This is a genomic window from Nostoc foliaceum FACHB-393 (assembly GCF_014698505.1).
In the GTDB taxonomy this organism is placed as follows: domain Bacteria; phylum Cyanobacteriota; class Cyanobacteriia; order Cyanobacteriales; family Nostocaceae; genus Nostoc; species Nostoc foliaceum_A.
Genome location: NZ_JACJTD010000040.1, coordinates 53496 through 69792 on the forward strand (window position 1 = coordinate 53496; position 16297 = coordinate 69792).

A 16297-nucleotide genomic window follows, 5' to 3' on the forward strand; every position below is an offset into this window, starting at 1 on the left:
TTCCACTAATTGGAATCACTAGTAGAGGTGGTCATCTTTTCAGTCTTGCATTCCAAATTCGGAATGTCAGTCAATTGTCAGAAGAGTTTGATAGAAGTTGATAATCACTTATAAACGGCAACAAAAGGGAAACAATTTTTATTTATTCTCAATATTTTATGCCTAACTCTTGTCGCAAGCGATACAGAATTGTATTTTGGTCAACTTGAGAGAGAATTTCTTGAATGACGCTGCTAGCGCCCAACTGTCCCCAAGTGCAGCCTTTTTCGAGATACACCTGAGCGGCTTTGCCAACGGAGTATGCACCATAACCAGCGATACCAGCTTGAGCGATCGCACTGCCAGCAAAGGCAGTAATATTGCTGGGATTGTCACCACTAGTTATTGCAGCCGTACTTTTACCTAAACCCAAAAACAAACTGCTACCTAATTCTCCCAGTAGCAAGCCACCAGAACTAAATAAAATCGTTTTTAAAATTTTCCCGGCTTCGTAGCTAGTCATCGGCAAACCATACAATCTAGCTAGAGCGCGAATTAAAGCCAAATCGGCGACAGTCCCGCCAAGAATATCTAAGAAAGCGATGGGATTGAGCATTACTGCCAAAGCTTTGTATTTGGTAAATTGCCAAATGATATTTTCAGCTTCTTGTTCGCGTAAGTCGATGGTTTTTTGAGCGATCGCGGCTTCTGCATCCCGTGCTTGAATGAGTGCATTTAAAGCCAGCAGCGATCGCCCTTCTCGATTGAGAATATTCAGAATTGTCTCCTTGAGTTCGTCTACTTGTGGCGGTGGTGTCTCCCATTCATAACTAACACGCCCATCAGCCCATTCAACCCGTACTTCCATTGGTGCTGGTTCCGCCGCCACCATCACAATTTCATCCGGTAGTAGAGGTTTTGCTTCAGGATGTCCAGCACCCAGTTGTTGCAAATTTTGATAAATTGCTCCCTGGTCTGTATCTGGGTAAAGGTCAATTTTGTTAAACACCAAAATCAGAGGTTTTTGTGCTTGCCTTAATTCCAGGAGTGCTTGATACTCAGTGCGCGTGATATCACCAGACACAACAAACAAAATCAAATCAGCCTGATGCACGACTTCTCGTGCCATGTCCGCCCGTGACTCACCCTCAATTTCATCTAATCCTGGGGTATCAATTAACTCTACTAGTACCTTACCTCCTGGCTGCCAACGGACGGAACGGGGCCATTGAGTGACACCGTTCAGAGGCCCAGTTTGCAGAATCTTATCTCCCAGCAAGGCATTTAAAACTGCTGACTTTCCCCGACTCACCAAGCCAAAAGCGGCAATTCTAATGACGTTAGAATCCAGTTTGTTTAGTGTGGAATTCAAAGCTTCCAATTCTGGTTTCATCAAACCTACTAATTCTGGGTTAGATGACAACTGCCCTGACTTGCGAAGATATCCATACCAAGACAGCGCTTGTCTGAGACTGGCGCGGGCACGATTTAAATGAGTTTCTTGCAGATTGCGCACGAAGTTAGGTTGATTCAAGGTTGGACAAACAACAGGCTACATATCCATTTTGATCTAATTCCTCGGCTGTTTGCCTGTTTTGTCAAATTAGGCAATTGTCAAAAGAGTTTGTATGTCATTTTAGTACATGGGATTATGTTGATGATCCCAACACTTGCGATCGCGCCAGTTTCTGCCAGTATGTTCACATTCAGATGCATCATCTATCCAAGGAATCGATGTAGAGTGGTGCGAGGTTCCAATGGGAGCGAATAAGCTAGCAGTTAATAAGGGCAATAATAAGGATAAAGTTAATAATGTACAAATCGGTAAAGTGATTAAATATCCAGTGAGCAGCACAATGTTACTATGAGTCCAAAAACTTCTGCATATTCTATTGTTTTTTTGGCTAGTTTTTAAGCTAGTTGGTGAATTTAAAAAAAGCATAATGCAACCCTATTAATGCCAATTGATATAGCAATCTCATTTGATTTATAAAAGCCAAGCTGACTGAGAGCTAGCCGGGGTTTTAACTCTCAGTATATTTAGCAAAAATCAAATAGGATTCTTATACGAGTATGGATTTTTACGTAAAAACATTATTGAAGCTATATATTCTGATGTCAAATGTGCAAGTGACGACTTCTTAAAAGTTTTAATATTTGGGCGCTAAAAACTATTTTTCATGAAAATATGTTGAAGTTGTAGCAATCTACCTTGCGTAAATTCTGGCAAATTTAACTCACAGCTTTCCAGTAACGATGCTGCTTCGTTTTATTGCGATCGCTAGAGACGATAGATCCGAAGCAGCACAAAGGGGTGCATCTGCGATCGTCGGCTATGAAGATTTTTTCAGTTAATTAAACTAAATATTGTTTAAGAGCTTTTATTTACAGCCTTCTGTCGCTGATGCCGTAAAAACCACTCATACAACTCTGGATTATTATATGTCTGCGTCCACGAGTCGTGATTGGCTTCTGGGTAAACTGTAAATTTTACATTCCCGTTATGGACTTTGAGTGCAGAAACCATGATTTCTGACTCACTTAAGGGAACTACATTATCTTTGGCTCCGTGAAACGCCCACACAGGAAGATTTTTCAGTTTACGTGCTGCTTGTGGATTACCACCGCCACAGATAGGCGCGATCGCAGCAAAACGTTCTGGCTGAACTGCTGCTAAATGCCATGTTCCGTAACCACCCATGCTCAAGCCGGTTAGGTAAACTCGATTTGGATCAACAGGATAGGATGCAATAACCTCATCCAGAAGGATACCTAATCGCTTTACATTCCAATATTCACCCTGCGGACATTGGGGTGAAATGACAATAAAGGGGAAATCCGGCTGTTGTTCTACAATCTTGGCGACACCGTGCCTTTTCACATTATCTAAGTTAGAACCTCTCTCACCTGCGCCATGTAAAAACAGGATCGTTGGCAAAAGTAGCTCTTGTGTTTCGTTGCGTAGGCGTAGCCCGTCGTAGACATCGCCTACGGTGGGCGGAACGCCATCGCCTCCGTCTGGATGTACCCCACCGGGCAAGAATAGCAGGTAGTTATAGCTGTCGCTAGAAGTAACTTGTCGTTGTAGTGGTGGCATAGCATTAAAAAATTTTGTTAGTTCAACGTTTGCGAACAGCAATGGTATAACTTGGCCGCTGTGTTGCTTCTCGTTGACTCTTAACTAACCGAAAGTCATTATCTATATATATATGCTCTAAAAAAGAAGTAGCTAGGTAAGCTTTTTCAAATTTTTTGACAGTATTTCTGTCCATATCTTTTAATTTGAGTTCTTGCTGTAAGTCTATATTTGGTGTTGCTTCCTTAAATTTCGATTCGACAATTGTCGTAAACCATTCGTCTGCATCGTCAATTGTCAATGGAATCTCTCTATTCTTCAATGCCTGGAATATACCAACATTTTTAATATCCCATTGATCATCTTGAACTGAATATCTTTGCAACACCATTAAGTCATAAGCTGGTAGTCTTGATACAAATTTTTGCCAAAAACCAGACTGATATCCTGGTGCATAACGGGCAATATTTGCATAGTAACCATCATTATGAAAAATTTGGTAAGACTGATCGTGTATCCTACCAAGTAAAATATCTTGATAAGGTATTGTAGACCATATTGGCACCCATACTCCCGTGACGATCGCCACTTGCTCTGCAACCTTATCAAACTGGTTACGTCTGCTCAACTCTGTAAAATATGGTGCTAATTCATTTTTATAAAATTCTACTTTAACTTTTAACGGCTCTGCATTGTGGCCCTTAACAAGTTCTAAAATTTTATTTTTAATTTCTGGCGTACTCCAATATTTCAACTCTTTGGTAGTTGTGACATTTGCCATCACCATCCATCCTGGCAGAATTTCCAGATTTTGTTTGCTTCACTAAATAGACTAACTTGCTCAAAAAAGACAGATACGGGGACGCAAAGAACTCTCCGTGTCCCCATTTCGATTCAATGAAGGGCTACCAGAAGGGCTACCACCAAATTCGATTTCCATTTTCGTCAACTCGTGCTTGCCGAATTACGTCAGAAATCTCTTCAGCATCTTTAACGTGGTGGAGTGCTTTCTTTTCGCCGTCGGGTTCATCTACAACGAAATAAGTTGGGACTGTAATCTTGTCGCCTGTAATGTCTGGTACATCATCCACAGCTACCTGTTGAGCCTTTTCTTCAATAGATTGAGACTCATCAGCGATTCTATCTCCTGGATTCGCTGTTAAGTTTCTTTCTTTGACGTTCGGTTCTTCTCGTAAATGTGTATCTTCACTTACTGGTTGATTAATTTGATTTTCTTGATTTTTATCAGTCATGGTTTTTCAGGTATTCAACAATGTAGCTTTACTAATAACACTGTAGAAAATCGAAGTTACAAATAGTTCTTTCTCTGGAGAGACTTTGAGAAGAGATTTGAGCAAAACATGTCTTAGGTTAGATATTAATTCTGATGAATTTACTTCTTTAGTTGAAATGGCGTATATTTTCCCCCCAATGCTTCTACAATTGTGCGGGTATTCGCCTCCATCATTTTGATGTAAGAATCTCCTGGACTTACCTTGGCACCAATTGAATCAGAATAGAGTTGATTTGGCGCTAATTTCACCCCTGCTTCTTGGGCAACAGTTTTAATTAAAGCGGGGTTAATTGTAGTCTCAGCAAAAATTGCAGAAACACCGATTTTTTTAATTGACTCTACCAATCGCTGGACTGTTTGAGCGCTTGGTTGTTCTTCGGTACTAATGCCAATTAAAGTACCTGCGATCGCAATCCCATAAGCACGTCCATAATATTGGAATGCATCATGGGTTGTCACTAGTTTCCGCTTATCTGTGGGGATAGTTTGAATCTGTTGATTTATCCAGCTATGCAACTGTTTTAATTCATTAGTAAGTTGCGATGCCTTTTGAGTAAATTTTTCTCTATCTTCAGGTGATAACTCAATCAACCCATCCCGAATCGCATTCGTCATTGCGATCGCATTTTCTGCACTACCCCAAACGTGCGGATCTGGCACAACTTCTCCTTTACCTTTATCAAGCTGCAAAGATTTGACAGCTTCCCCCACAGCTAATTTTTGCGCCTTACCACCAGAAGCATTCATTAATTTAATCAGCCCAGGTTCCAGGTTGTAGCCGTTATATAAAATCAAGTCAGCTTCTTCCAAAACTCTACTGTCTGCTGGTACTGGTTCGTAAACATGAGGATCAGTACCCGGTTTCAAGATTGCACTTAGTTGAATTTCATCTCCTGCAACCTCTTGTGCCAAATCAGCAATGATGGTACTAGTTGCAACTACTCGCGGCTTATCTCCCTTGGCAGTGTTGAAGTTAGAGTCTTTCTGGGTACAACTGAGTAATGCCAAAGGCATAAGTATTCCCAAACAAAGCCGGAAAAGAATTTTTCCCTTCATCCTGCTGATTATTTCCTTGCCGTAAGGATTAGTGGTGTCTATCTCTAGTATTAGTTTCATTTATCTTGGATATTACATCTAATTATAGATTTTTTCATATTTCTCTCATTTTTATAGTAAGCTCAAGAAATAAATATTTAAACTAGATTATGAAAAACGTCTCTTTTCCTGCAAAATCTCGCTTATCCCAGACAAAAATAGAGGAAATGCCTGCAAAAACTATTAAAGCTTTTGATATGAGTTCCAAAGCAGCAATTAGCGTTGCCCATCTAGGGGTATACTACCGGACACAAGAAGCCTTAAGGGACGTTAACTGTATCGTCAAACCTGGAAAACTGACGGGTATTTTTGGCCCCAACGGTGCCGGTAAAAGTACGCTGATGAAAGCAATGTTAGGCTTGGTTCCTGTCAGTAGTGGTACGGTGCTATGCCAAGGCAAACCCTTGATGCAACAACTAGAGAAAGTTGCTTATGTACCACAACGTAGCCAAATTGACTGGACTTACCCCGCCACCGTCTGGGATGTAGTCATGATGGGACGAGTAAAGAAAACAGGCTGGTTGCGTAGCTTCTCGGCAGTTAGTCGCCAAGTAGCAAAAAATGCCATAGAAAGAGTTGGAATGAGCGAATATTGCGATCGCCCCATTGGACAATTATCAGGAGGACAACAACAACGGGTATTTTTAGCCCGTGCTTTAACACAGCAAGCAGAAATCTTCTGCTTTGATGAACCTCTAGTAGGTATTGATCAAAAAACCCAGTCAGTGATTTTTGAAGTGTTCCATGAACTCGCCGCCGATAACAAAATCGTGCTAGTAGTCAACCATGACTTAGGGGAATCAATCGCTCACTTCGATGACTTAATATTATTAAATCGTGAATTAATCGCCACAGGTTCACGGCAACAAGTACTCACAGAAGAGAATGTACATCGTGCTTATAGCGGTAAAGTAATGTACTTTTCGGATGCTGCATAAATAATTCGTAATTCGTAATTTAAGACATTTTTATGTTACAAGCATTAATTGAGCCGTTGCAGTATGGCTTTATGCAGCGATCGCTCGTGATTGCGATTTTAGTTGGGATGTTGTGTGCAGTTGTAGGCAGCTACTTGATGGTGCAACGACTAGCATTGCTGGGTGATGCTATTAGTCACTCAGTTTTGCCTGGACTAGCGATCGCTTTTATGGTAGGAGCAAATATATATGTTGGGGCATTTATTGCCGGAGTTTTGAGTACAATGGCGATCGCTTGGATTAGAGTGCGATCGCCAATCAAAGAAGATGCGGCAATGGGCATAGTATTTTCAGCATTCTTTGCCCTGGGCATTACCCTAATTACTGTTATTCAAAAAGATAACAAAATAGACTTAAATCACTTCCTTTTTGGTAATATTCTCGGCGTCACCATTGATGAAGTGCGCGATACTGCTATTATTGCCGCTATTGTTTTAATAGTTGTTGTTTTATTATATAAAGAACTTTTATTTTACACCTTTGATCCTTTAGGCGCTCAAGCCGCAGGTTTGCCCGTCAATCGGCTGAACTTTGGGCTTATGGTGCTAATAGCTTTAACAATAGTCGCCAGCATGAAAGCTGTAGGTGTAATTTTAGTATTATCACTTTTGATTACACCAGGAGCAACCGCCTATTTATTAGTTAAACGTCTCAACTATGTAATGATTTTGGGGGCGGTAATTGGCGTAATTTCTAGTATTAGCGGGATGTACCTCAGCTACTTTTATAACTTGCCCTCTGGCCCTGCGATCGTTTTAGTAGTATCGGGATTCTTTATTTTGGCGTTATTATTCAGTCCTAGATACGGTATTTTTACTTTGAGCAACAGAAAGCTCACACCATAATCTTTGAATTACAGTGATTTTTCGGCGTGTAGAGACTTTGTATTGGAAAGTCTCTACACACATTTGCTAACTATGAGGCGCTGCGTTATTCAGTACTTAACAAGACGATGCTGGCAGCACTCCGGCAAACTTCAGGAAATCACTAATCACACGAATTTCACCACCATTTGCTAGCTTGACACCTTTGGAGGGGTTCCAAACCCGATCATACTTGTGAGCAAATTCGTGCTCATGGTCATGCCCATGCTCACGCTCATTGAGGTAGGAAGATCGGTCGTTCTTAATTAAGCCGATGATGGTTTCAGCAACAATGCGGCTACCAACTTCGCCCAAAGAGTCACCCTTTGCACGAACTTCGGATTCCTTGAGGACGTAATACCACGCTGGAGTCTTTTCTAGGAAAGGTTCGAGGGCTTGATTCAATTCTGCTGAATTACCTTGTTTAAGTTCCTCCACTGTCAGTTTTTTGATACCTAGTTTTTTAGCTAGGCTCTGTCCGGTGGGAATGCTGAGGAAATATCCACGTAAGAGGTTCCGTTTAGCAAGGTGCTTCAGAAGTTGTTGAATAGGAGGTTGTGCATCATTGCCTTCATTAAGTAGTTCTGACAAAGGAAATGCAAGATGCGTGTCGATTTTTCGTGCAGAATTTCTCTGCCTTTTGGCAGCGCTTTCTTTGTCAACAAAGCGATCCCACTCAATAATCCAGTTAAAAGGTAGAGTATTGGATGGGCCAGGGCCTGGCGGGCCGCCTATATCACGTTTTCCCGTAAAAGCAAAAAGTAAAACAAACGTTGCATCTGTCAGCGCTCCCGGTTGGTCTGTAAAATTGCGGTTGTAGTCATAAGCAGCCCGCACCATACTGTGTCCAAAACGGTAAGCTGCAACGGAAAATTCTAGAGGCATGAAAAGATTTCCATGCCGGGGATGGTAGAATTTCAGCCCATCGCGGAGGATGCTATCTACTGTCCCTTTTGCAGTCACTGTTTTAAGGAAATCATTGACGACAAGCCACTGGTAGTGCCAACGAACTAGAGTCTGCGCCCGAACAAATAATTTTTTATTGTCTTTGGCATTCTTCGGTTCGTTCTTCCTTACCCAGTCAACTACTGCGTTGTGGAAACGCAGAAAGGCAGTGTGGAACTGTGCCACAATCAGATTTTCGTCGTTGCGACTGTCGGCGATCGCAGCTATTCTGTTATTACGTGGCAGGTCGCGCGATAAATCGTTTTCTGGCGGAATTTTGGCACCAGGAATCGGGTCGCCGTTAGCATTTTGTTCAGCGTTTTGCCCAACTTTCAGTTTTACTGGGTCGTCTTCTTGATAAAAGTCTTTTGCTTCCGTGGGGTTTTTAGGGTCTAGAGTTGGCCCGTCACCATAAACACTGTCAAGATCGAAAGTGGGACGACGCAGATTCTTGAGTTTATCGGTTATGAAATCGGGTGACAGAGGCTTGAAATCGTCTTTGGTAATATCAGTTTGGAGGTCTGTAACAGCCCGATCAGTGTTGGCAGTAATATCATGATCGATAAATTGTCCCCAGTAAGTATAAACCGGAGGTATTTTTGAGTTAGCGTCCTCAAGCTCAGGGCCTTCTCTGTCAATTATTGCATCGCCTAGCTCTTTGAGTTTTTTAATAATATCTTGGTTATTGTCTGCCGGAAGCAGACTATTTGGATCTCTGGCAATATCTGGGAAGAGATAATCGAAATCTGTCTCCACATCAATCGCCTCAGTCGTTGGCGGACGTAAGGCTATTCTCTGTTGCACAGTCTCTTCCTTGATATATCCGCCGTGGCTAAATTCAAAAGGGAGATTTTGCATCGTTTTTTCCTTTAGGAGTCCGGTAATTCCCTCTGATATGTCAGTGGAGTTCCACTGAGAAATCTGAATTTAAATAATGACATTGCGGATTATCAAAGTAATAGTACCCGCAGGGGTACCATTGGCAAGCAAAAGGTCGAGGCAATTTGGAATCATGAATGCGATCAAGAGTTACTCACTTAAGAGTGGTAGAGCGATTGCCTGCAATCATCCAGACTATTTTTCCTGCTTACAGTTCTGATACAACAAATCATTGCTAGTTCAGTTAAGCTGGCAACAGCAGTTTCATCCTCAAAACAATGACAGCAGGTAGTCCCACAATTTTAGCCCTAGACTTTGATGGAGTCATTTGCGATGGACTAATTGAATATTTTGAGGTAGCATGGCGTACCTACTGTGAAATTTGGTCTCCTGCTAACGATGCACCACCAGATGATTTAGCGTTGAGATTCTATCGCCTACGACCTGTAATTGAAACAGGTTGGGAAATGCCTGTTTTAATCAAAGCGTTGGTAGATGGAATTCCTGATGAAAAAATTCTTCATGAATGGGTAAGCATCGCCCCACAACTTTTGTTAACTGACAAGATACAAGCAAGAGAAATTGGTGCAAAGCTAGATAAACAACGGGATGAATGGATTACCACCGATTTGGACGGTTGGCTAAGTCTGCATAGATTTTATCCAGGTGTCATAGAAAAAATCAAATTAACTCTTGACAGTGGGGTTAAGCTATATATTGTGACAACTAAAGAAGGGCGTTTTGTACAGCAGTTGTTGCAACAAGAAGGAGTGAACTTAGCACCAGCAGCAATTTTTGGTAAAGAAGTCAAGCGTCCTAAATATGAAATTCTGCGAGAATTAATTCAGGCAGCAGGAGATAACCAAGTTAGTCTTTGGTTTGTAGAAGATAGACTCAAGACTTTGCAGTTAGTCCAACAGCAATCAGACCTTGAAAATGTGAAACTCTTTCTTGCTGACTGGGGTTATAATACCCAAGCAGAACGGGAAGCCGCCCAAAATGATCCACGAATTCATCTGGTATCACTGTCTCAGTTTGCCAAAGATTTCTCTGCTTGGCATTGAAAAATAAAGATAATCTCACGCCAGGCATAGAAGTACAAAGACGCAGAGGTTATCTTTGCGTCTTTGTGTGAGATTTAAACGCCGAAATTTGCAATTTTATCTTAATATTAAATTTAAAATCCTATGCTTGACCTGACAAAACTGGCCCGACAGATGCAGGGTTTAAGTCAGCATCTTACCTTAGAAGCTGCTGCCAGTCGCCAGCGTTTAGAATTGGCGCAACAACATCTCAAAAATGCTTACGAGTCTCAACAAGATTTAATCGATCGCCAAGAAAAATGGCGCGATCGCATTCTCTTTGCTAATGCTACCCCAATTGAGCCGCTAGAAACCTGCATCGATATCCCAGTTCCTCCAAAAATCCATACTGTCATTGCTACCGATGGTTCACAAATTGCCCCTAACCATCATGAAATTGCTTACTGCTATCTCCTAAATATTGGCAGAGTAGTTTTACACTACGGACAAAATCGCCATCCGTTACTCGATAGTTTGCCAGAGGTATTTTATCGCCCGGAAGATTTATACATGTCTCGGCAGTGGGGAATTAGAACCGAAGAATGGATGAGTTTCCGTCGCACTGCTTCAGAAACAACGGTATTGGCAGAACTTGCCTGTGCAGCAAAAGGAGAAGCACCAGCATTGGCGATGGTAGATGGTTCCCTAGTTTACTGGTTTTTAGAACAGTTGCCAGTGGATGCACGCGATCGCATTTTACCCCCTATCCTGGAAGCTTGGCAGCAGATGCGTGAGGCTCAAATTCCTTTGATGGGCTATCTTAGTGCCTCTCGTAGCATCGAAACAATGAACTTTTTGCGGTTGTTAGCTTGTCCTCATCCAGTGCCAGACTGTAAAACTTATTGCCCAAACCAGCTAGAAAAAGTAGCTTGTAAAATTTTTGAACAGTTGCGAGATACTTCTGTTTGGGCAACTCGACTCAAACCAGGACAACGCAGCACCCTTTGGCGCAGTAATTCCCCCATTCTCGAACTCTACGGAGACCAAACTATTTACTTTTGCTACGTCCACGTTGGCACTGAAATTGCCCGAATCGAAGTTCCGGCATGGGTAGCAGAGAATGCAACCATGTTAGACCAAGCATTGGGGCTAATGCTAGCACAAGTCCAAAAAGGATATGGCTACCCTGTAGCGATCGCAGAAGCCCATAATCAAGCAGTCGTAAAGGGTGGTGATAGAGCACGTTTTTTTGCCCTCCTCGAACAACAAATGATTAAAGCTGGTCTGAAAAATGTGGGAACTTCCTATAAAGAAGCCAGAAAGCGGGGCAGTATTGCTTAGGAATTTCCAGAGTGCTCTACGGTTATCGTTTGAATACACGGGCCTTGAAATTGGCGATCGCAACCATCCCAATTCATAGTGTTTACATTTGTCCTGTTAATAGCGCTGACACGTTAGCCAAGCTAGAGATAGCAAAGCACGATACCCTGGAAAACCATCTTAAGCAGATTAAAGGATTGATGCTGTTAAATAAAAGTTGTTGCTCTTACGTAACACTTCTTATCTTTAATTCAAAATATAAATGTTTACTTTACACCTTTTTTGGGAAACCTTTATTTAGTAGGGAATTAAGTCAATAACTAGCTAAGTTTTCCAGTAAAACTACTAGACAATTTTTGCCTCTGCTATCACATTTTTTACGTATTTATTCGTAAAATAAACAGTCTGCATGGGAACTCATATTAGGTAGTTTCTTGCTCGATGATATCCCATTGAGATGGTTATTAAATTTCCGAAAAGCGTATTAACTTATCTTATCTATAACCAAAAAAGTTTGATATCTATACAATTGATGAAACTAGTAAAATCTGGATACAAACAATCTGAAGAAAAATACTCTCGATTTTTCTCACTTTCTATAGATTTATTGTGTATTGCTAATTTTGACGGTTATTTTAAGTATCTAAACCCAAAATGGACAAAAACGCTAGGTTGGTCTGAACAACAACTCATTAGCAAACCCTTTATCGAATTTGTTCACCCTGATGACCGTGAATCCACTATTGTTGCAGCCCAAAAAATTACACATTCTGTAGATGCAATCAGCTTTGAAAACCGCTATCTTTGTAGGGATGGTTCTTACAAATGGCTCTCATGGAATGCAACTGGCTTCAGCGAAGAAAAGTTGATTTATGCAGTAGCTCGTGACATTACTCTTAATAAACAGAATGAGATAGAGTTACAAAAGTCTATCCAAGAACTAGAAGCTTTTAAATTTGCCTTAAATGCCCATTCACTGGTAGCTATTACTGATAAAACTGGAAAAATAACCTATGTCAATGACCAATTTTGTGAAATTTCTAAATATTCTAGAGAAGAACTTATAGGGCAAGATCATCGTATTATCAATTCTGGACATCATACAAAAGAATTTTTTGCAAATCTATGGAAAACTATTGCCCAAGCAAAAATATGGAAAGGAGAAATTAAAAATAAAGCCAAGGATGGCAGTTTTTATTGGGTGGATACTTTGATCGCCCCAATGTTGAACCCAGATGGAAAACCCTATCAACATGTATCAATTCGTACAGATATTACACAACGTAAGCTCTCAGAGTTAGCTTTATTGGAGCGATCGCGCTTATCAGTTTTGAGTGCAGAAGTCAGTTTAGCCTTATCTCAAAGTGGCACACTTGCAGAAATTCTGCAAAACTGTACAAATACTATTTCCCAATATCTTGATATTGCCTTTGTTTGTATCTGGACATTTGAACGACAGACAAACCAGCTACAATTACAGGCTGGTGTTCATTGTACAGATGTTACTTGCAGTGCTTTGAGCGATACACAAGATTTCCCAAATCACATGGTTGTAGCTAATAATATTATTGGCTTAATGACTCAAAATCATCAACCTATTGTTAACGAACAGTTATCAATCAATAATGCCGAAAAATTTCTCGATTCTACATTCTCAATTGTTAGATTTTCTGCTTATCCCCTGATAGTAGAGCAGCAGCTAATCGGCATAATAGCTTTATTCAGCAAGCAATTATTTACCGAACCAACTCATAACCTATTAAATTGGATTGCTAATAATATTGCTGTAGCTATTGACCGCATCTTGGCGCGAGAAGAACTCCTCAGCCGTCGGGAAGCCTTATTACTACGTCTAGCTAGTCAAATCCGCAGTTCTCTTGACCTAGATATGATCCTAGAAACTGCGGTCAATGAAATTCGTAGCTTATTACAAATTGATCGGTGCTACTTTCTTTCTTACTTATCGCACCCATCCCAGCCAAGCCTCACTATTAGTTATGAAGCGCGAAACCCTAACTTACCAACCATGTTAGGCAGTATTCCACTGCAAAAAAGTGCTTTTTTAACCAAAAGACTTCTCTCTCAAGAGCTAATTTGTATAAACGATATTAAGAGCAAGTCACATCTCGATCATGATTTGCAAGAACTTTTAACTGAATTTGGCATCACATCTCAACTACTGCTACCAGTTAAGAGTAATTCCGGGGAAATTGGGGCAATTGTGTGCAGTCATTGTAGTGGCGGTCGCATTTGGACTAACAGTGAAATTAGCCTGCTACAAGCTGTTTGCGATCAACTAGCGATCGCTATCGATCATGCACAACTTTATACCCAAAGTCGCTCTGCTACTTTAGCTGCTCAAACTCAAGCCGAAAAACTCACCGAAACCTTGCATAAATTGCAGCAAACTCAATCTCAACTGATCCAGAATGAAAAAATGTCTAGCTTGGGACAATTAGTAGCTGGAGTTGCCCATGAAATCAACAATCCTGTTAATTTTATTCACGGCAACTTAACCTATGCTAACGAATACTTTCAAGAGATGTTAAGCCTATTGCACCTTTATCAGCAACACTATCCCACCCCCCAAGCAGAAATTCAAGATTTTGCTGAAAAAATTGATTTAGGATTTATTACCGATGATCTTTCTAAACTCCTGTCTTCAATGAATATGGGTACTAATCGTATCCGTGAAATTGTTTTGGGATTGCGAAATTTTTCCCGTCACGATGAAGCAGATAAAAAACTAGTTGATATTCATGAAGGAATTGAAAATACACTATTAATTTTGCATCACCGTTGGAAAAATAATGGTATTGGGCTAGATATATCTATTGTTAAAAAATACGGCAATTTACCCTTAGTTGATTGCTATCCTGGGCAGCTTAATCAAGTATTTATGAATATTTTGACAAATGCAATCGATGCTTTAGAAGAGTCAATGGTCAAGTTAAAAACAACTGATAAACCGCAAATTATAATTCGTACTGAAATTTTAGACAGGAAATTTGTGGTCATTCGAATTACTGACAACGGATTAGGAATGGAGGAAGACGTTAGAAAACGGTTATTCGATCCCTTCTTCACGACAAAACCAGTGGGTAAGGGAACAGGACTAGGGCTATCAATTAGCTACCAAATTGTAGTAGAAAAACATGGTGGAATTTTGAATTGTCTATCAGAACCAGGAAAAGGTACAGAATTCTGGATTGAAATTCCAATTTAAACAGGAATTTAATAAGCCCCGCAGAAAAAGTCTGGCGACTTTGCTTGCATTGTTTTAGACTGGGAACCTCAAAAAATGAGAGATTACACCAACTTTGCGGCGGAATTATTCGGCTTATTTATTTAAAGTACAATCCTCATACTCAAATCCAACCACTTCGACTGAGTAATCGGCGCACTACTAGAAATATAGTCAACACCCGTTTCTGCTACACCGCGAATCGTTTCCAAAGTCACATTCCCCGAAGCTTCAATTTTCACTCGCCTATCCTGCTGGCGAATCAACTGCACCGCCTGACCCATCATATCCAAAGGCATATTGTCCAACATAATAATGTCAACCTTGTGCCGCAAAGCTTCTTTCACCTGCTCTAAACTTTCCGTCTCAACCTCTATAGTCAAGGGATAGGGAATCTGAGAACGAATACGGGTAACAGCTTCTCCAATTCCCCCAACCGCCGCAATGTGATTATCCTTAATCATCACTGCATCATCCAACCCCATGCGGTGATTAATCGCTCCACCCAAAGCAGTCGCGTACTTTTCCAACAGTCTCAGCCCTGGTGTAGTTTTACGCGTATCCACCAACTGAGCAGGTAAATCAGCAATTTTCTCTACATATATATTAGTCAGCGTCGCAATCCCACTCAAGCGCATAGCCAAATTGAGCGCAACTCGTTCCCCCATCAGCAGCGCATCCAGCGAACCATAAATTTCAGCTACTACCTGTCCCGGCTCACACCATGCACCTTCAGCCGCAACCGCCACAAAGCTGACTTTTTCATTCAAAATCTGAAACACTCTAGCAGCAACTGGCAAGCCAGCAATTATCCCTGAAGCTTTAGCGATCCATTTAGCAGAGCCTAGCGTCACATCTTCTACTAGTAGTGTATTTGTTGTGCGATCACCCCTGCCAATATCCTCCATCAACCAGCCACGCAACAGTGGATCTAAAACCAGCCAGGGCGGCAAAACACCAGAATTCCTCACAACTTTATTGCTTCCTTAGTGACTTTCAGGAATACTATAGCCTAAAACTCTTACTCTCTAAGGCTTTGATAGTGACACAGAAGCCATCCAAAATAAATTGGAAAAAATAGTTGACACAAAGAGTTGGGTTCGCTATATTGAATAAGTGCCTGAAGCGGAGAGCGAAAACGCGACGTTATCAGGTGAACTGAACCTTGAAAATATTATAGTTTGAAAGCCACTATACAGCAAGTGGTCTGCGTCAAGAAAATAAAGATAACTAAGCTGAAGTTAAAAAAGAGCAGCTAAATGAGCTAATAAAGCTTTCCACATCAAAACGGAGAGTTTGATCCTGGCTCAGGATGAACGCTGGCGGTATGCTTAACACATGCAAGTCGAACGGTGTCTTCGGACACAGTGGCGGACGGGTGAGTAACGCGTGAGAATCTGGCTTTAGGTCTGGGACAACCACTGGAAACGGTGGCTAATACCGGATGTGCCGAGAGGTGAAAGGTTAACTGCCTGAAGATGAGCTCGCGTCTGATTAGCTAGTAGGTGTGGTAAAGGCGCACCTAGGCGACGATCAGTAGCTGGTCTGAGAGGACGATCAGCCACACTGGGACTGAGACACGGCCCAGACTCCTACGGGAGGC

General features: G+C 41.3%; 13 protein-coding genes and 1 rRNA gene. 6 read left to right on the top strand and 8 right to left on the bottom strand.

Annotation, left to right across the window (positions count from 1 at the left end; all coding sequences use genetic code 11):
• Window positions 1-148: 148 nt before the first annotated feature.
• The 6 genes from H6G92_RS26185 to H6G92_RS26210 all read right to left on the bottom strand — a co-directional run bounded on the left by H6G92_RS26185 (window position 149) and on the right by H6G92_RS26210 (window position 5465).
• The gene (locus tag H6G92_RS26185; RefSeq protein WP_190897291.1) at window positions 149-1495 is read right to left on the bottom strand and encodes a GTP-binding protein; all 1347 of its coding nucleotides are present in this window, start codon (window positions 1493-1495) and stop codon (window positions 149-151) included.
• A gap of 120 nt (window positions 1496-1615) precedes the next feature.
• On the bottom strand, window positions 1616-1921 hold the full coding sequence (locus tag H6G92_RS26190; RefSeq protein WP_190897293.1) for a hypothetical protein: 306 nt from the start codon (window positions 1919-1921) through the stop codon (window positions 1616-1618).
• A 429-nt stretch (window positions 1922-2350) separates the two neighbouring features.
• Window positions 2351-3076 (bottom strand): carboxylesterase family protein, encoded by a 726-nt coding sequence (locus H6G92_RS26195; RefSeq protein ID WP_190897295.1) that lies wholly within the window; start codon window positions 3074-3076, stop codon window positions 2351-2353.
• A gap of 22 nt (window positions 3077-3098) precedes the next feature.
• The gene (locus H6G92_RS26200) at window positions 3099-3836 is read right to left on the bottom strand and encodes a hypothetical protein (RefSeq protein ID WP_190897297.1); all 738 of its coding nucleotides are present in this window, start codon (window positions 3834-3836) and stop codon (window positions 3099-3101) included.
• A 136-nt stretch (window positions 3837-3972) separates the two neighbouring features.
• Window positions 3973-4308: a hypothetical protein gene (locus H6G92_RS26205; protein WP_190897299.1), complete on the bottom strand. Its 336-nt coding sequence runs from the start codon at window positions 4306-4308 to the stop codon at window positions 3973-3975.
• A 140-nt stretch (window positions 4309-4448) separates the two neighbouring features.
• On the bottom strand, window positions 4449-5465 hold the full coding sequence (locus tag H6G92_RS26210; RefSeq protein ID WP_190897301.1) for a metal ABC transporter substrate-binding protein: 1017 nt from the start codon (window positions 5463-5465) through the stop codon (window positions 4449-4451).
• A 146-nt stretch (window positions 5466-5611) separates the two neighbouring features.
• Here H6G92_RS26210 and H6G92_RS26215 point away from each other — a divergent pair, with 146 nt between their 5' ends.
• Window positions 5612-6382 carry a metal ABC transporter ATP-binding protein gene (locus H6G92_RS26215; RefSeq protein ID WP_390625507.1) on the top strand — a complete coding sequence of 257 codons (771 nt, stop codon included), beginning with the start codon at window positions 5612-5614 and terminating at the stop codon, window positions 6380-6382.
• Between the two features lie 32 nt (window positions 6383-6414).
• On the top strand, window positions 6415-7266 hold the full coding sequence (locus H6G92_RS26220) for a metal ABC transporter permease (protein WP_190897305.1): 852 nt from the start codon (window positions 6415-6417) through the stop codon (window positions 7264-7266).
• A 96-nt stretch (window positions 7267-7362) separates the two neighbouring features.
• On the opposite strand, the gene H6G92_RS26225 is transcribed toward H6G92_RS26220, so the two are convergent.
• A complete protein-coding gene (locus H6G92_RS26225; protein WP_190897307.1) occupies window positions 7363-9087 on the bottom strand; it encodes a peroxidase family protein in 1725 nt (574 codons plus the stop codon).
• 299 nt (window positions 9088-9386) lie between these two features.
• On the opposite strand from H6G92_RS26225, the gene H6G92_RS26230 reads away from it, so the two are divergent.
• From H6G92_RS26230 to H6G92_RS26240, 3 genes are all read left to right on the top strand, one after another.
• On the top strand, window positions 9387-10172 hold the full coding sequence (locus H6G92_RS26230; protein ID WP_190897309.1) for an HAD family hydrolase: 786 nt from the start codon (window positions 9387-9389) through the stop codon (window positions 10170-10172).
• Window positions 10173-10295: 123 nt separating this feature from the next.
• Window positions 10296-11471, top strand: coding sequence for a DNA double-strand break repair nuclease NurA (locus H6G92_RS26235; protein WP_190897311.1), 1176 nt, complete (start codon window positions 10296-10298; stop codon window positions 11469-11471).
• 511 nt (window positions 11472-11982) lie between these two features.
• Entirely contained in the window at window positions 11983-14676 is a 2694-nt protein-coding gene (locus H6G92_RS26240; RefSeq protein ID WP_190897312.1) for a PAS domain S-box protein, read from the top strand.
• A gap of 122 nt (window positions 14677-14798) precedes the next feature.
• Here H6G92_RS26240 and nadC read toward each other — a convergent pair whose 3' ends face one another.
• Window positions 14799-15665 carry a carboxylating nicotinate-nucleotide diphosphorylase gene (gene nadC / locus H6G92_RS26245; protein ID WP_190897314.1) on the bottom strand — a complete coding sequence of 289 codons (867 nt, stop codon included), beginning with the start codon at window positions 15663-15665 and terminating at the stop codon, window positions 14799-14801.
• A 313-nt stretch (window positions 15666-15978) separates the two neighbouring features.
• Here nadC and H6G92_RS26250 point away from each other — a divergent pair.
• Window positions 15979-16297 (top strand): 16S ribosomal RNA (locus H6G92_RS26250); the annotation flags it as partial.

Bases quoted from the DNA above. Each gene is read 5' to 3' on its own strand.
- H6G92_RS26210 (WP_190897301.1), bottom strand. From the start codon at position 5,465: ATGAAACTAATACTAGAGATAGACACCACTAATCCTTACGGCAAGGAA.
- H6G92_RS26240 (WP_190897312.1), top strand. From the start codon at position 11,983: ATGAAACTAGTAAAATCTGGATACAAACAATCTGAAGAAAAATACTCT.
- H6G92_RS26195 (WP_190897295.1), bottom strand. From the start codon at position 3,076: ATGCCACCACTACAACGACAAGTTACTTCTAGCGACAGCTATAACTAC.
- H6G92_RS26230 (WP_190897309.1), top strand. From the start codon at position 9,387: ATGACAGCAGGTAGTCCCACAATTTTAGCCCTAGACTTTGATGGAGTC.
- H6G92_RS26220 (WP_190897305.1), top strand. From the start codon at position 6,415: ATGTTACAAGCATTAATTGAGCCGTTGCAGTATGGCTTTATGCAGCGA.
- H6G92_RS26225 (WP_190897307.1), bottom strand. From the start codon at position 9,087: ATGCAAAATCTCCCTTTTGAATTTAGCCACGGCGGATATATCAAGGAA.
- H6G92_RS26200 (WP_190897297.1), bottom strand. From the start codon at position 3,836: ATGGCAAATGTCACAACTACCAAAGAGTTGAAATATTGGAGTACGCCA.
- H6G92_RS26190 (WP_190897293.1), bottom strand. From the start codon at position 1,921: ATGCTTTTTTTAAATTCACCAACTAGCTTAAAAACTAGCCAAAAAAAC.
- H6G92_RS26235 (WP_190897311.1), top strand. From the start codon at position 10,296: ATGCTTGACCTGACAAAACTGGCCCGACAGATGCAGGGTTTAAGTCAG.
- H6G92_RS26215 (WP_390625507.1), top strand. From the start codon at position 5,612: ATGCCTGCAAAAACTATTAAAGCTTTTGATATGAGTTCCAAAGCAGCA.
- H6G92_RS26205 (WP_190897299.1), bottom strand. From the start codon at position 4,308: ATGACTGATAAAAATCAAGAAAATCAAATTAATCAACCAGTAAGTGAA.